The sequence below is a fragment of the Nocardioides sp. NPDC006303 genome (assembly GCF_040613175.1).
Classification (GTDB): Bacteria; Actinomycetota; Actinomycetes; order Propionibacteriales; family Nocardioidaceae; genus Nocardioides.
Genome location: NZ_JBEXRR010000025.1, coordinates 32,576 through 45,759, shown reverse-complemented (window position 1 = coordinate 45,759; position 13,184 = coordinate 32,576). Strand labels below are relative to the sequence as shown.

General features: G+C 69.6%; 13 protein-coding genes. 8 read left to right on the top strand and 5 right to left on the bottom strand.

The genetic code is table 11. The annotated features are described in order from the left end of the window. Nucleotides 1–53 precede the first annotated feature (53 nt). Nucleotides 54–803 (top strand): enoyl-CoA hydratase/isomerase family protein, encoded by a 750-nt coding sequence (locus tag ABZY89_RS18900; protein WP_355229648.1) that lies wholly within the window; start codon nt 54–56, stop codon nt 801–803. A gap of 31 nt (nt 804–834) precedes the next feature. On the opposite strand, the gene ABZY89_RS18895 is transcribed toward ABZY89_RS18900, so the two are convergent. Beyond that, nucleotides 835–1,419: a hypothetical protein gene (locus ABZY89_RS18895; RefSeq protein ID WP_355229647.1), complete on the bottom strand. Its 585-nt coding sequence runs from the start codon at nt 1,417–1,419 to the stop codon at nt 835–837. 64 nt (nt 1,420–1,483) lie between these two features. Here ABZY89_RS18895 and ABZY89_RS18890 point away from each other — a divergent pair, with 64 nt between their 5' ends. Then, nucleotides 1,484–1,933: a MarR family transcriptional regulator gene (locus ABZY89_RS18890; RefSeq protein ID WP_355229645.1), complete on the top strand. Its 450-nt coding sequence runs from the start codon at nt 1,484–1,486 to the stop codon at nt 1,931–1,933. A 677-nt stretch (nt 1,934–2,610) separates the two neighbouring features. Here ABZY89_RS18890 and ABZY89_RS18885 read toward each other — a convergent pair. From ABZY89_RS18885 to ABZY89_RS18870, 4 genes are all read right to left on the bottom strand, one after another. Next, complete coding sequence (locus ABZY89_RS18885) at nt 2,611–3,870, bottom strand: DUF222 domain-containing protein (RefSeq protein ID WP_355229643.1); 1,260 nt, start codon at nt 3,868–3,870, stop codon at nt 2,611–2,613. A 392-nt stretch (nt 3,871–4,262) separates the two neighbouring features. Then, on the bottom strand, nt 4,263–4,646 hold the full coding sequence (locus ABZY89_RS18880) for a DoxX family protein (protein ID WP_355229642.1): 384 nt from the start codon (nt 4,644–4,646) through the stop codon (nt 4,263–4,265). A 104-nt stretch (nt 4,647–4,750) separates the two neighbouring features. Beyond that, complete coding sequence (locus tag ABZY89_RS18875) at nt 4,751–5,647, bottom strand: MerR family transcriptional regulator (protein ID WP_355229641.1); 897 nt, start codon at nt 5,645–5,647, stop codon at nt 4,751–4,753. An 8-nt stretch (nt 5,648–5,655) separates the two neighbouring features. Next, nucleotides 5,656–6,093 (bottom strand): SRPBCC family protein, encoded by a 438-nt coding sequence (locus ABZY89_RS18870; RefSeq protein WP_355229639.1) that lies wholly within the window; start codon nt 6,091–6,093, stop codon nt 5,656–5,658. A 102-nt stretch (nt 6,094–6,195) separates the two neighbouring features. Between ABZY89_RS18870 and ABZY89_RS18865 the strand changes: the two genes are divergently transcribed. Genes ABZY89_RS18865 through ABZY89_RS18840 form a run of 6 tightly spaced genes read left to right on the top strand, consistent with a single transcriptional unit; the run spans nt 6,196 to nt 13,171 of the window. Beyond that, nucleotides 6,196–7,467, top strand: coding sequence for an FAD-dependent oxidoreductase (locus tag ABZY89_RS18865; RefSeq protein WP_355229638.1), 1,272 nt, complete (start codon nt 6,196–6,198; stop codon nt 7,465–7,467). Beyond that, nucleotides 7,464–8,219 carry a DUF1365 domain-containing protein gene (locus ABZY89_RS18860; protein WP_355229637.1) on the top strand — a complete coding sequence of 252 codons (756 nt, stop codon included), beginning with the start codon at nt 7,464–7,466 and terminating at the stop codon, nt 8,217–8,219. The genes ABZY89_RS18865 and ABZY89_RS18860 overlap by 4 nt, the downstream gene beginning before the upstream one ends. Further along, nucleotides 8,216–9,484: a cyclopropane-fatty-acyl-phospholipid synthase family protein gene (locus ABZY89_RS18855; protein ID WP_355229635.1), complete on the top strand. Its 1,269-nt coding sequence runs from the start codon at nt 8,216–8,218 to the stop codon at nt 9,482–9,484. The genes ABZY89_RS18860 and ABZY89_RS18855 overlap by 4 nt, the downstream gene beginning before the upstream one ends. Continuing rightward, nucleotides 9,481–10,830, top strand: a complete 1,350-nt coding sequence (locus ABZY89_RS18850; protein WP_355229633.1) for a deoxyribodipyrimidine photo-lyase — start codon at nt 9,481–9,483, stop codon at nt 10,828–10,830. Before ABZY89_RS18855 ends, ABZY89_RS18850 begins: the two co-directional genes overlap by 4 nt. Beyond that, a complete protein-coding gene (locus tag ABZY89_RS18845; RefSeq protein ID WP_355229631.1) occupies nt 10,827–12,173 on the top strand; it encodes a TIGR01777 family oxidoreductase in 1,347 nt (448 codons plus the stop codon). Before ABZY89_RS18850 ends, ABZY89_RS18845 begins: the two co-directional genes overlap by 4 nt. Further along, the gene (locus tag ABZY89_RS18840) at nt 12,170–13,171 is read left to right on the top strand and encodes an SDR family NAD(P)-dependent oxidoreductase (protein WP_355229629.1); all 1,002 of its coding nucleotides are present in this window, start codon (nt 12,170–12,172) and stop codon (nt 13,169–13,171) included. The genes ABZY89_RS18845 and ABZY89_RS18840 overlap by 4 nt, the downstream gene beginning before the upstream one ends. Nucleotides 13,172–13,184: the final 13 nt, after the last annotated feature.

Genomic DNA, 13,184 nt, shown 5'->3' with positions numbered 1-13,184 from the left:
ACGTACTCCTGCCCGAAGGGAACGGCGAAGCCATGAACATGAACGAACCAGGTGTGGATCTGAGCATCGACGGTGTGGTGGCGACCGTGCTGCTGGACCGTCCTGACGTACGCAACGCCCAGCATCCGGCGATGTGGGCGGCGATCGCCGAGTTCCTCGAGTCGCTTCCGGCTGAGGTGCGGGTCGTGGTGGTGCGTGGGGCGGGTGGCACGTTCTCCGCGGGGCTGGATCTGTCGCTGGTCGACCCGGGTCAGACCGAGGTGGCGGGGAGCCTGGTTGCGACGCTGGGGCGGAGCGACCAGGAGGTCGTCGATCTGATCGGGGAGTATCAGCGGCCGTTCGCGGCGCTTGCGGAACCGAGGTTCATCTCGATCGCGGTGGTCGACGGGTACGCGATCGGGGCCGGTTTCCAGATGGCGCTGGCGTGCGACCTGCGGATCATGGCCGACGACGCCTGGTTCTGTATGAAGGAGCCTGCGCTGGGGCTGGTTCCCGACCTGGCCGGAACCAAGCCTCTGGTCGAGGCAGTGGGCTATTCGCGAGCGCTCGAGATCTGTGCGACCGCGCGCAGGGTGGGCGCTGCGGAGGCGGGGCGGATCGGGCTCGCGCAGAGTGTCGTGCCGGCCGCCGAGCTGGACTCGACGCTCGCCGACCTGGTCGGGTCGCTCGTCGCCCACGATGCGACCGCGGTGCGGCGTACGCATGCGCTCTTGGCGGCTGCGTCGAGCCGGAGCCTCGACGAGCAGCGTCTCGCCGAGCGCACCGCCCAGGTGGGCCGGCTCCGCGCCGTGCTCGGGCGCTGAGCCTGCGCCGAGCGCTGGCCGGAGCAGCCGCCTACGACACCGGCTGTCCGTGGTCGACGAAGTCGATGCCGAGGGCCAGTTGGCGCAGCCGGGTGCCGAACCAGGCGGCCGCCAGGCAGATGACGAGGTACATCGAGACGGCTTGGGTCGCGTAGTTGGGGTAGTGGAGCACCCAGATCACGTGGTCGTCGGGCGAGGCCGGGTCGGCCCAGATGTAGGGCATCATCCACGCGATGAAGCCGCCGGTCAGCTGGGAGGCGACGAAGATCAGCAGGGCCTCGCCGGCGCGGCTCCACCACTGGCGAGGAAGCTCGCGACGGAGCGCGGGCCCGACCTTGCGTACGAGCCCCGGCCGCCATCCGGCGCCGGGCGCGACCCGGGCCGAGAGCCGTGGCGCCACCGCGACCAGCAGGAACGACAGCACCATGAACGCGGTGATGCCGAACGAGGTGATCCCCGGAACCAGGGCGACCCGGCTCCGCATGAGGCCCGGGGTCAGCAGCAGTGCCGCAAGCGGGGCTCCCACGAGCAGTGCCGCGACGTAGCACCGGAGCAGTGCGCTGGCGAAGGTGGGGGAATCAGTGGTCGTCCGGGGTGGCGAGAGCTCGATCTCCATGGGTGGAGAATAACCTGTTATTTCACTAAGGTGAAACAAATTTCGGGAAGACGGGAGAGGCCGCATGTCGGAGGACGGCAACCGGCTCGGCTCCGAGCTGAGCCTCCATGTGGTGATGTTCCATGAGGCCATCGCTCACCGGCTGGGCGTCAGCAACAGCGAGCACAAGATGCTCGATCTCGTCGCCCGCCACCCCGACGGCATCACCCCCGGCGAGCTCTCGGCCGCGACCGGCCTGAGCAACGCGGCCGTCACGAAGATCGTCGACAAGCTGGTCACCGCCGACTACGTACGCCGAGAGCGCAGCTCACGTGATCGCCGGTCGTTCCGGATCCACACCACGCCTCACTTCCAGCAGACCTCACGCCCGACGGCGGCCGGCCTCGCTCGGCGGATCGAGGAGATGAACCAAGGCTTCGATCAGGAGGAGCTGGCCGCCATCGGACGCTGGATCACGGGTGTGATCGAGGCTCTCCGGATCGAGACCGAGCGTCTGGAGTCAGGCGACCACTGAGGTCGAGCGCCTCGGCCGTTCGCTCGGGTAGGTGTAGGTGTCGGGGATCGTCGCCAGCTGCTGGTTGGTCTCGGGAGGGCGCGCTGAAGTTGCCGTGGTTTCGTTTCAGCGTTTCGCCGCCGACCCTTGGTTCGATTGTTTCTCGATCGCGCACCGCGTCAAGGACGGGCTTCGCCCGCCGGCTTCGCCGGTCGCCTCCGGCGATCCTTGACCCGGCACCCGATCGAGAAAGATTTGGCCTGTATCGGGTCGGCGGCGAGGGTGTGGTGCAACGGATTCAGTTGGGTGCGGGCCTGAGGCTGTGGGCTGGTCATGTGCGGGTGGCTCGGTGCCTCGTGGGGGCCTATGACAGTGGACGAGACCTTGTGAATCGTTCACAAGCCAGCCGTCGCTCTGGACGGGTCGGGTTCGGTGCCGGCAGGGTCAGGATTTCCCCACTGACCCGGAGAGTTCCCCACGGGCGCGGAGGTTCCCCACCCTCCGGAGCGTGGGGAACCTCCGCCGCCGTGGGGAGATGTCCCCATCGGGAGGGAAGCGGCCAGTGTGGAGTCGAGGGAGCTGGCCCGAACGCTCCTGGGGCACCGGGACGGACGGTTTCAGCGAGTGCTGAGCCGTTCGGCGGTGGGGTCGTGTGGCCCGACGGCAGGAACCGGTGGAGTGATTCCGTGCCCAGCCGGTTACGGGCGGCGGGTGAACCGGATGGAGCCGTCGGGTAGTCGCTCATGGACGTAGGCAGGGTTGTGCGCCAGGCGGTGATGGTGGGGGCAGAGCAGGGCGCCATCTTTGAGGTTGGTCTTCCCGCCTTCGGCCCAGGGGTCGAGGTGGTGGGCGTCGCACCACTCCGGTGGCATGTCGCAACCCTCGGCCTGGCAGCACTTCTGCTGCAACCGGAGCGCTTTGCGCTGGATGGGCTGGAAGAACCTGCTGCCCCTGCCGGCGTCGAGCACTTCACTGTCGCCGCCCAACACCCAGGGGATGATGGTCGCGTTGCACGCCATCCTCCGGGCCTCGGCCGCGCTGATGGTGGTGCCGTTGGTCTCGTCGTAACCCAACGTGGCGATGCCGAGGTCCTTGCGGAGCTCCTCGAGGCTGATCACCACGTTGATGGTCGTCGCGTCACCACCGTGCCGAGGCAACGCGGCGGGGTCGACGGTCTCCATCAGTCGCGCGAACCCCTGGCCCATCAACCGCTCCCACGGCGGCAGCGGGGCGCCCTTGCCGACCAGCTGCTGCTTGCGGGGCTGGGCATAGGCCTCGACCAGCCGCTTGAACCGCATCCCGATCGAGGTCGGCAACACACCCTCGAACCCGACGGTGCCGTCGTGGTTGTCCCACACCCGCAGAGCAGTCTTCTGGTGGGCGCGTTCCTCCTCAGCGAGGAGTGCTTTGGCTTCGGCGTCTTCGAACCGGACCGGGTCGATCTCGGCCAGGATCCGTTTGCCGACGACGCGGAGCTCGTTCGCGGTCAACCCGGTGGCGTAGTCGACCAGCAGCTTCTCCGCCAGGACCAGGTCCTCGGCACTGGCGACCGGATTGGCCTCGACCTTGTCCAGCGCCTTGGTGATCACCCGGGCCTTGTCCAGGGACACGACACCCTCGGCGAGGCCGGCGGCGACGAGGTCGTACTTCGCGACACCGGCGGCGAGTTTGATCTGGGAGCGTGCCACGGCCTTGTCGACCAACAACTCAGTCCGCATCCACGCGGAGGCGTCTTTGGCGCCGGTTTCTTCGGCGATGTCGCCTGCCGTGGCGAGCACCCGGAGTGTCACTGCGGCCAGCTTGGCCTGGAGCTTCTCCAGTCGCTCCAGCGAGTCCTTCTTCTGCCCGGTGCGCCAGTAGGCAGGGTCTCGGGTGAGCAGTCTGTCGAGGGAGGTTTCGATGGCGCTCAGTTCTGCGTCGATCGCATTGTCGGGGTTGGTGTCGCGGTCGAGACTCATCGCCATCCCTCCCTTCAAAGAGGTGTTGTGATGCGTCTGATTCTACGCCTCAAGCACTCCAGTGACTACCTATTTTCCCAGGTCAAAGCCAATTTTAGCGGTGAGCGACCTGCATCGCTTTTGTGGATGGTAAGTGGCCCGAAGGGCCACCCTTCCACCCCATCAACCTCACCTGTCCCAAGCAGAATCCGCTGCGCCACACCCGGGCCGCCGCCCCGATAGCCAGCCAAATCTTTTCTCGATCTGGACCGGCGTCAAGGACGGGCCTTCGGCCCGCCGGCTTCGCCGGCCGCTTCGCGGTCCTGGACTCCGGACCAGATCGAGAAGACCCTCCAAGAACGGGTCGGCGGCCCACCCCAACCCCAAAACACAGTCGCGATAGAGCCCCGACATCAGGCAACAAACGGCGTAGTACCGAAGCGCCCCACGGCGATGAAGAGGGCCAGGGCGAGATAGACCACGTTGACCATGACCAGCTTTGCCTGGCCGAGGCGGCCGTGGGTGATCATCGCGCCGATCATCAACGCGATCCAGCAGGCGGCGGTGATGGGCACGACGACAGGTGCGACACCTAGCACGGCGGGAAGGGTGAGTCCGATCGCCGCCAGGATCTCGAGTACGCCGAGGGTCCTGACGAAGGCAGGCTTGGCGTCACGGATCCATGCGGCGCCGTCGTGCTGGGTGAGCTTCTCCAGTGGCATGAAGGTCTTGGTGATGCCTCCTGCGAGGGCGATGAGAGCCAGCAGTCCGGCGGTGATCCATAGGGCGACGTGCATCAGTTCTCTCCTTGTCCGTGGGTTCACCACTGGAGACGAGATGACGCGATGCCGTGTGACACGACGGCAGGCCGCCGCCCCGGTTGCGGTCAGAGAGAAGGAGGTCAGCGCTGCTTCTGGGAGATCAGGGCCGCAAGGGTCCGTGCGCCGGCCACGATGTCGTGGCCCAGGCGTACGGCGGGTTCGGGAGCGTGGCTCTGCTGGGCTCCGCCGACGGCCACGACGAGATCGGGGCGGTGGTCGTGCAGAGCGGTGATCACCGCGGCGGCGGCGATGATGTCGGCGGTGGTGGGGATCACGAGCACCGCGGCGGCGAGGTCGGGATCGTCGACGACACCGAGCCAGTCGTCGATCGGCAGGTCGGCACCCAGGTAGTCGGTGTCCATGCCGTGCCGTCGGGCGGCTACGGCGAAGGCGAAGAGACCGATCTCGTGGCGGGTGTTGGGTGCCGTCCCGAGGGCGATGCGGGGCCCGTGGCCGTGGGCTGCCGCCGCCTCGTACGCGAGGGCGAGGCGCCGCATCACCGCGTTCGAGGCGAGGTGCTCGCCGGCGATGCTGACCCGACCGTCGGCCCAGGCGTCCCCGAGCTCCTCCAGGGCGGGGAACACGTGGTCGGTCATCACCGTCTCGAAGCCGCCCAGGGCGAACACCTGGTCGAGGGTCGCAGCCAGGTCGGTGGTGTCGAGTGCCGACGCGGCGGTCGTCAGTCGCTCTGCGAGGCCGGCGGAGGGGTTGGCTCCGTCGCCCCGCCCGTCCATGGCGATCTGGTCAGCGGGCTGCGCGCGATCGAGCCGGATCGCCTCGGCCGCAGCCAGGCCGGCCGACCATCCCTGGTCCACGAGCTGCTTCATCGAGCGCAGCACGGCGACGTCGTGATCGCCGTACAGGCGGTAGCCGCTCTCGGACCGGTGGGGAGCGATGACGCCGTACCGGCGTTCCCAGGCACGAAGCGTCGCGGTGGTGATGCCGACCCGCTGTGCCGCGTGCTTGATGGTGTACATCTGCTCGGCTACCGGCCCAGTCGGTCCAGGGTCGCGCGCATCTGCTCGGAGGCGGAGTCACCCAGGCGGGTGAACGCGGGGGTCAGCAGTGGGGCCACCATCCTGGCCATGCCTTTCAGCTCGAAATCGGCCACGTAACGCACAGAGGTGCCGCCCGTGGCTGTCGGTACGAAGGTCATCGTGTCATGGGCCACGACCGTCTTGTTCTCGCCTCGTAGCGTCACACGCTTCCCGGGCTCGTACACCTCGACCACGTAGGTCAGATCGGTGTTGCGACCGAGGAAGCGAGAGGTGTTCGCGTACGCCGTCCCGACGCCGCCGTCGCCGGAGATGCGGTCGGTGCGCACGGTGCCCGGATCCCACTCCTCGGTGTTGGTGAAGTCGGCCAGGAAGTCGAACACCTGGGCGGTCGGTGCGGAGGTCTCCACGGTGCGATCGATCCTCATGTCGTGCCCCTTTCAAACCTTTGACATACCTTGAACAAACATTGTACGTTCAATCTCAGAAACTAGCCAGCGGCCATGCCGTTGCACGACGAGGGAGTTCCCATGAGCCGAGCGGCCCATACCCGGCGACCAACGGTTGCCGTGATCGGTGGCGGAGTCTCCGGGCTGACCGCGGCGTACCTCCTCGGCCGCAGCCACGACGTCACGCTCTTCGAGGCCGAGCCGAGGCTCGGCGGCCATGCACACACCCACGATGTCCCGACCGCGTCGGGAGCCGTCCTCCGGGTCGATAGCGGCTTCATCGTGATGAACGAGCGCACCTACCCGAACCTGCTCCGCCTCTTCGGAGAGCTCGGCGTCGAGACCCGGCCGACCGAGATGAGCATGAGCATCGACTGCGACGACTGCGGGCTGTCGTACGCCGGCGGCAAGGGCCTGGGCGGCATCCTGGCCGACCCGCGTCGCCTCGGTGACACGCGCTTCCTCCGCATGCTGGCGCAGGTGCCGCGGTTCCACCGTCGCGCCCGCCGTCTGCTCGAGACCGACAGCGACCTGACGTGGGGGCAGTTCCTCGACGAGGGCGGTTTCAGCGACTACTTCGTCCAGCACTTCGCCGTGCCGCTGGTCTCCTGCGTCTGGTCGTGCGGCGACGAGGATGCCGCCGCCTACCCGGCGCGGCACCTGTTCGCCTTCCTCGACCACCACGGGATGCTCCAGGTCACCGGGTCGCCCACGTGGCGCACGGTCGTGGGCGGCTCCCGTGCCTATGTGGACAAGATCGCCGAGCGACTGGGCGAGATCCGTGTCGGTGAAGCGGTGACCGCCGTGGAGCGGTACGCCGACGGGGTCGAGGTGCGCACCGAGGCCGGGTCCAGGCACTTCGACCGTGTGGTGCTGGCGACCCACGCCGACCAGGCCCTGCGGCTCCTGGCCGATGCGTCCCCGGAGGAGAAGGCGGATCTGGCCGCGATCGGGTACTCGCGGAACGAGACCTGGTTGCACCGCGACGCCGCCCTGCTGCCGGCCTCGCCTCGTGCCCGCGCATCGTGGAACTATCGCCTCGACTCGTGCGACGGAGGCGCCGACAAGGTCGTCGTCAGCTACTGGATGAACCGGCTCCAGGGTCTCGAGGACCACGACGAGCATGTGGTGACGCTCAACGCCACCGAGCATGTCGACCCGGCCAAGGTCACCGCACGGATGAGCTATGAGCACCCGGTCTTCACCACCGAGGCGGTCGCGGCAGCGGCCCGGCTGCGTACGGCCGGTGGACCTCGCCTGGCCTTCGCCGGTGCCCACCTCGGCTGGGGCTTCCACGAGGACGGCTGTCGCTCGGGCGTCGAGGCGGCAGAGTCTTTCGGGGTGACGTGGTGATCCCGTCGCCGGCCTTTCCCGAGGTGCCCGCGCTGGTCGTCGGTCATGTCAGCCACACCAGAGAGGTGCCGTTGCGGCACGCGTTCCGCCACCGCAGCTACCAGTGGCTCATCGACATCGACGATCTGCCTCGACTGCCGTTCTGGCTGCGTCCCCTGGCCGGGTTCCGGGCAGAGGACCATCTCGACGGGGGCTCGTCGGGACGTGGTGTCCGTGGCGACCTCGGCGCGTTCCTCGCCGGCCACGGCCTCGACCTCGCGCCGACCGACCGGGTGCTGATGCTGGCGAACGCCCGCGTCCTGGGCCACGTCTTCGACCCTCTCACCGTCTTCTGGGTGCAGTCGGACGACGGCGTGCTGCGCGCGGTCGTCTTCGAGGTGCACAACACCTACGGCGGCCGTCACGCCTACCTGCTCGACATCGATCGAAAAGGGCGCGCCCGCACCGACAAGGCCTTCTACGTCTCGCCGTTCAACGACATGGCCGGGACCTATGACATCCGGCTACAGGTCGACCCAGGTCAGGTCGCCGTGACCGTCGGCCTCGACCGCGACGGCGCCCGCGTGCTGACCGCGACCACCCGCGGGATCCCGGAGCCCGCGACGCGTCGTGCGCTGCTGCGAGTCAGCCTCACCCACCTGCTGATGCCCCACCGGGTCAGCGCGCTCATCCGGTTCCACGGGATCCGGCTGTGGCTGCGCAGGTTGCCCATCATCCCTCGTCCAACCACTTCTAAGGAGGTCACATCATGAGTGCAGAGCCGGTGTCGCTCGAGCTGCCGATGCAGAGAGAGCCCGCGGCCGCCGCGAGCCTACGAGCCCGTGTCGCCAAGCAGATTCTGCGCCTGGTGACCCGGCAGGTCCCGGTCGACCTCGTGCTCCCGGACGGCGGCCTGCTCAACCAGCGAGGTGGGTCGCGTACGGAGGGGCGGCCGGGCATCGTCCTGCGGCGCCCGGAGTCGCTCTACCGACGACTCGCGGAGAACCCGAAGATCGGCCTCGGAGAGGCCTACACGGCCGGAGACTGGCACGCGGCCGAGGACACCGACCTCGCGGACGCGCTGGCACCGTACGCCGAACGCCTCTCCGGGCTGATGCCGAGCTGGATGCTGCGGCTGAGCCGGCTCGTCGACCTGCCGATCCCCGCCGACCAGCGCGGCGCCGTCGAGCACACCCAGGAGAACATCTCCGCCCACTACGACCTGGGGAACGACATGTTCGCCGCGTTCCTCGACCCGAGCCTCAGCTACAGCTCGGCGCTGTTCGACCGCAGCCGTCCGGTGGCCGATCAGGACCTGGAAGAGGCACAGCTGCGCAAGGTCAACGCGGCCCTCGACCTGGCCGGCGTCGGTGCCGGTGACGACGTCCTGGAGATCGGTACTGGGTGGGGGACCCTCGCGATCGAGGCAGCACGTCGCGGCGCCCGCGTCACCACCATCACGCTGTCGGTCGAGCAGGCGGCGCTGGCCCGGGAGCGGATCGAGGACGCGGGGTACACCGACAGGGTCGAGGTGGTGGTGCAGGACTACCGACACGTCGCCGGCACCTTCGACGCCGTGGTCAGCATCGAGATGATCGAGGCGGTCGGCGAGCGCTACTGGCCCGACTACTTCGCCGCCCTGTCCCGTCTGGTCCGTCCCGGGGGTGCCGTCGCCCTGCAGGCGATCCTGATGCCGCACCAGCGCTATCTGACGACCCGGAACTCCTACGGGTGGATCCAGAAGCACATCTTCCCGGGCGGCCTGATCCCGTCCACCACGGCGATCTCCGAGCAGGCCGGCCAGGTCGGGCTGAGCGTGACCCGCACCGACCGGTTCGGCGCCGACTACGCCGAGACGCTCCGCCGCTGGCGCTCCGCCTTCCTGGCCGCGTGGCCGGCGATCCGGTCCGAGGAGTTCGACGAGGAGTTCCGTCGCACCTGGGAGTTCTACCTCGCCTACTGCGAGGCGGGCTTCCGGGCCGGAGCCATCGACGTCGCCCAGATCCGGCTGGAGGCCGAGGATCGGGACCACTCATGACGACGTCCGTGATGTGGTTCCGGCGGGACCTGCGGCTGGGAGACCATCCCGCCCTGCAGGCCGCGGCCGCCAACGGGCCGGTGGTGCCGCTGTTCGTGCTCGACCCGCGCCTGGCCGGCTCCGGGCGGAGGTGGGAGCGGCTGCTGGCCTCGCTCACCGCGCTGCGCGAGGAGACGGGCGGGGCACTGGTGATCCGTCAGGGCGACCCGGCCGAGGTAGTGGCCCAGGTCGCCGCCGAGGCCGGAGCGAGCCGGGTGCACATCTCGACCGAGACGACCCCTTACGGCCGGCGGCGCGACGAGGCCGTGGAGCGGCGGCTGGCGGATACCGGCATCGGCCTGGTCGGCACCGGCAGCCCCTACGCCGTGACCCCGGGCAGGATCCGGAACGCAAGCGGGGCGCCCTATCGCGTCTTCACGCCCTTCCTGCGGGCCTGGCGCGAGCACGGGTGGAGGGCACCCGCCGGTGACGCTGAGGTCGAGTGGATGACGAAGCTCGAGTCGGACCCGCTGCCGGACCATCCCGAGCATCTGGACCAGGAGGCCGGCGAACGTGCGGCGCTCCACCGATGGGAGGACTTCTGCGCCGAGGACCTGGCCGGCTACGCCTCAGCCCGGGACCGGCCCGACCTCGACTCGACCAGCCGCATCTCGACGGCCTTGAAGTTCGGCGAGATCCATCCGCGTACGCTCCTCGCCGATCTGGATCAGCACGGCCGCGGTGCCTCCGGAGAGGACGTCGAGCGCTTCGTCGCCGAGCTCGCCTGGCGCGAGTTCTACGCCGACGTGCTCTGGCACGACCCCGGGTCGGCCTGGCGTGACCTGCGGGGAGGGCTGCGCGGCATGCAGTACGACGAGGACCCCGAGCTGCTGGAGGCCTGGAAGTCGGGCACCACCGGCTTCCCGTTCGTCGATGCCGGCATGCGGCAGCTGCTCGCGGAGGGCTGGATGCACAACCGGGTGCGGATGGTCGTCGCGAGCTTCCTGATCAAGGACCTGCACATCTGGTGGCCGGCCGGCGCCCGGCACTTCCTCGACCATCTCCTCGACGGCGACCTGGCCTCCAACAGTCACGGCTGGCAGTGGGTGGCCGGGACCGGAACCGACGCCGCGCCCTACTTCAGGGTCTTCAACCCGATCACCCAGGGGCTCCGGTTCGATCCGCAGGGTGACTACGTCCGGCGCTGGGTACCTGAGCTTCGCCACCTTCCGGGGGCAGCCGCCCACGAGCCGTGGCGCCACCCCGAGGGCTTTACCAACGGCTACCCTGAACGCATCGTCGACCATGCCGAGGAGCGCCGCGAGGCGCTGGCCCGGCTGACAGAGCTGAAGGACTCGACCTTATGACTTTGTTGCGTACGACGACCCACGAGTTCCGCCACACGGTGCCGGCCGCGGCCGATGTCGTCTTCGACTGGCACGGCCGATCCGGCGCGTTCCAGCGGCTGGTTCCGCCGTGGCAGCCGGTCCGGATCGCCGAGGAGGCCCAGGACCTCGCCGGAGGCACGGCGGTGCTCGACTTCCCGGTCGGCCGGCGCTGGGTGGCCCAGCACCTCCCCGAGGAGTACGTCGCCGGTCACCGCTTCGCCGACCGCCTGGTCTCGCGTCCGTTCCTGGTGCCGGTGTCATGGCACCATCGCCACGACTTCGAGAGCGTCGGCGAGGGCACGACCGTGATCGACAGGGTCACGACGACACTGCCGAGGCGGCTGCTCGAGCCGATGTTCGCCTACCGGCAGCGTCAGCTCGCCGACGACCTGGCGGCTCACCGCTCAGCGGCCGGTACACCTCGGCTCACCGTGGCGGTCACCGGCGCATCCGGCCTGGTGGGGAGCGCGGTCTCGGCCTTCCTGACGACCGGCGGACACACAGTGGTCCGCCTGGTGCGCCACCGGCCGACCGCTCCGGACGAGCGTGCCTGGGACCCCGACGATCCCGACCCGGCCTCGCTGGCCGGAGTGGACGCCGTAATCCACCTGGCCGGGCACAGCATTGCCGGCCGGTTCACCGACAGGCACAAGGAGCAGATCCGCAGCTCGCGCATCGGGCCCACCCGTCTGCTCGCCCGGGCCAGCGCGAAGGCAGGAGTGGGTGTCTTCGTCTGCGCGTCCGCGATCGGGATCTACGGAGCCGACCGCGGCGAGGAGGTCCTCACCGAGGACTCCACGACCGGCGACGACTTCCTCGCCCACGTCGTCCGCGACTGGGAGGAGGCGGCCCTGGCCTCGGTCGACCCGGAGATGCGGGTCGTCCTGGTGCGTACCGGAATCGTGCAGAGCCCGCGAGGGGGAGCTCTGCGCCTGCAGCGGCCGCTGTTCGCCACCGGCCTCGGCGGCCCGATGGGGTCGGGGGAGCAGTGGCAGTCGTGGATCGCGATCGACGACCTCGTCGACATCTACCACCGTGCGCTGGTGGACCCCGGCCAGTCGGGCCCGGTGAACGCCGTCGCACCAGAGCCTCTGCGGCAGCGTGCCTACGCCGCCGCCCTGGGCCGAGCACTGCACCGTCCGGCGATCCTGCCGACACCGTCGCTCGGCCCCCGTCTGCTCCTGGGCAGGGAGGGAGCGCAGGAGGTGGCCTTCGCCAACCAGCGGGTGGTCCCGCAACGACTCCTCGGGCTCGACCACCGCTTCCGGTTCGTCGAGGCCGAGCAGGCGCTGCGACACGTCCTCGGGAGCGTACGCACATGAAGCACGCCGCAGGATCTGACCAGGGTCTCGACCGCCTGCTCGACCGAACGGTCGTGCTGGGCTACTCCCGCCTCGGCTACACGATCCGTCGCCGTCGCTGGGCCGAGGGTGACCCGCGCCCCGGAGCGCTGGCAGGGCGGACCGCCTTTGTCACCGGCGGCGGGAGCGGTCTCGGCGAGGCCACCGTGCTGGGCCTGGCCCGGCTCGGTGCGCGCGTCCACCTCCTCGTACGCTCGCCCGAACGCGCCGCACCCGCGGTCGAGAGGATCGAGCGGCTGCTCCGCGACGAGGGGCGGGCCGCCGACCTTCGGACGGAGCGCTGCGACGTCTCCGATCCGGCGATGATCGACGCGTTCGCCGAAGAATTCTGTGCGCGCGACGGCGGCCGCACCGCCCTCGACGTACTCGTGCACAACGCGGGGGTGATGCCGCCCGAGCGGACCGAGTCGGTCGAGGGCCACGAGCTGTCCGTCGCCACCCATGTGCTCGGGCCGATCCGGCTGACCGAGCATCTGCTGCCGGCCCTGCGCCGCTCGGAGCGCGGCGCCAGGCAGGTCTTCGTCGCCTCGGGCGGGATGTACACCCAGCCGCTTCCCGTCGACGACCCGGAGTTCGAGGAAGGCACCTACAAGGGCGCCGTGGCCTATGCGAGGTCCAAGCGCATGCAGGTGGAGCTGGCACCGATCCTCGACCGGCGGTGGTCACCGGACCGGATCTCCACCTTCGTCATGCACCCGGGCTGGGCGGACACACCGGGCCTCGCCCGATCGCTCCCCGCCTTCCGTACGTTGACCCGACCGCTGCTGCGCCCGGCCGAGGAGGGCGCGGACACGGCGGTGTGGCTCGCGGCCACCGAGCCCGCCCCGCCGTCCGGCACCTTCTGGCACGACCGTCGCCAGCGGCCCACGAGCTATCGGTCAGCGACCCGCCCGGGTCGCGGCGGGGCCGAGGCGCTGTGGAGCTGGGCGGCGGCCGCCGCCGGCCTGGAGAGGCCTTAGCTCCGATGCCACC

What these genes read in the sequence shown, in the direction of transcription:
- ABZY89_RS18855 (WP_355229635.1), top strand. Translation starts at nt 8,216, where the DNA reads ATGAGTGCAGAGCCGGTGTCGCTCGAGCTGCCGATGCAGAGAGAGCCC.
- ABZY89_RS18850 (WP_355229633.1), top strand. Translation starts at nt 9,481, where the DNA reads ATGACGACGTCCGTGATGTGGTTCCGGCGGGACCTGCGGCTGGGAGAC.
- ABZY89_RS18875 (WP_355229641.1), bottom strand. Translation starts at nt 5,647, where the DNA reads ATGTACACCATCAAGCACGCGGCACAGCGGGTCGGCATCACCACCGCG.
- ABZY89_RS18890 (WP_355229645.1), top strand. Translation starts at nt 1,484, where the DNA reads ATGTCGGAGGACGGCAACCGGCTCGGCTCCGAGCTGAGCCTCCATGTG.
- ABZY89_RS18845 (WP_355229631.1), top strand. Translation starts at nt 10,827, where the DNA reads ATGACTTTGTTGCGTACGACGACCCACGAGTTCCGCCACACGGTGCCG.
- ABZY89_RS18840 (WP_355229629.1), top strand. Translation starts at nt 12,170, where the DNA reads ATGAAGCACGCCGCAGGATCTGACCAGGGTCTCGACCGCCTGCTCGAC.
- ABZY89_RS18895 (WP_355229647.1), bottom strand. Translation starts at nt 1,419, where the DNA reads ATGGAGATCGAGCTCTCGCCACCCCGGACGACCACTGATTCCCCCACC.
- ABZY89_RS18870 (WP_355229639.1), bottom strand. Translation starts at nt 6,093, where the DNA reads ATGAGGATCGATCGCACCGTGGAGACCTCCGCACCGACCGCCCAGGTG.
- ABZY89_RS18880 (WP_355229642.1), bottom strand. Translation starts at nt 4,646, where the DNA reads ATGCACGTCGCCCTATGGATCACCGCCGGACTGCTGGCTCTCATCGCC.
- ABZY89_RS18885 (WP_355229643.1), bottom strand. Translation starts at nt 3,870, where the DNA reads ATGAGTCTCGACCGCGACACCAACCCCGACAATGCGATCGACGCAGAA.
- ABZY89_RS18865 (WP_355229638.1), top strand. Translation starts at nt 6,196, where the DNA reads ATGAGCCGAGCGGCCCATACCCGGCGACCAACGGTTGCCGTGATCGGT.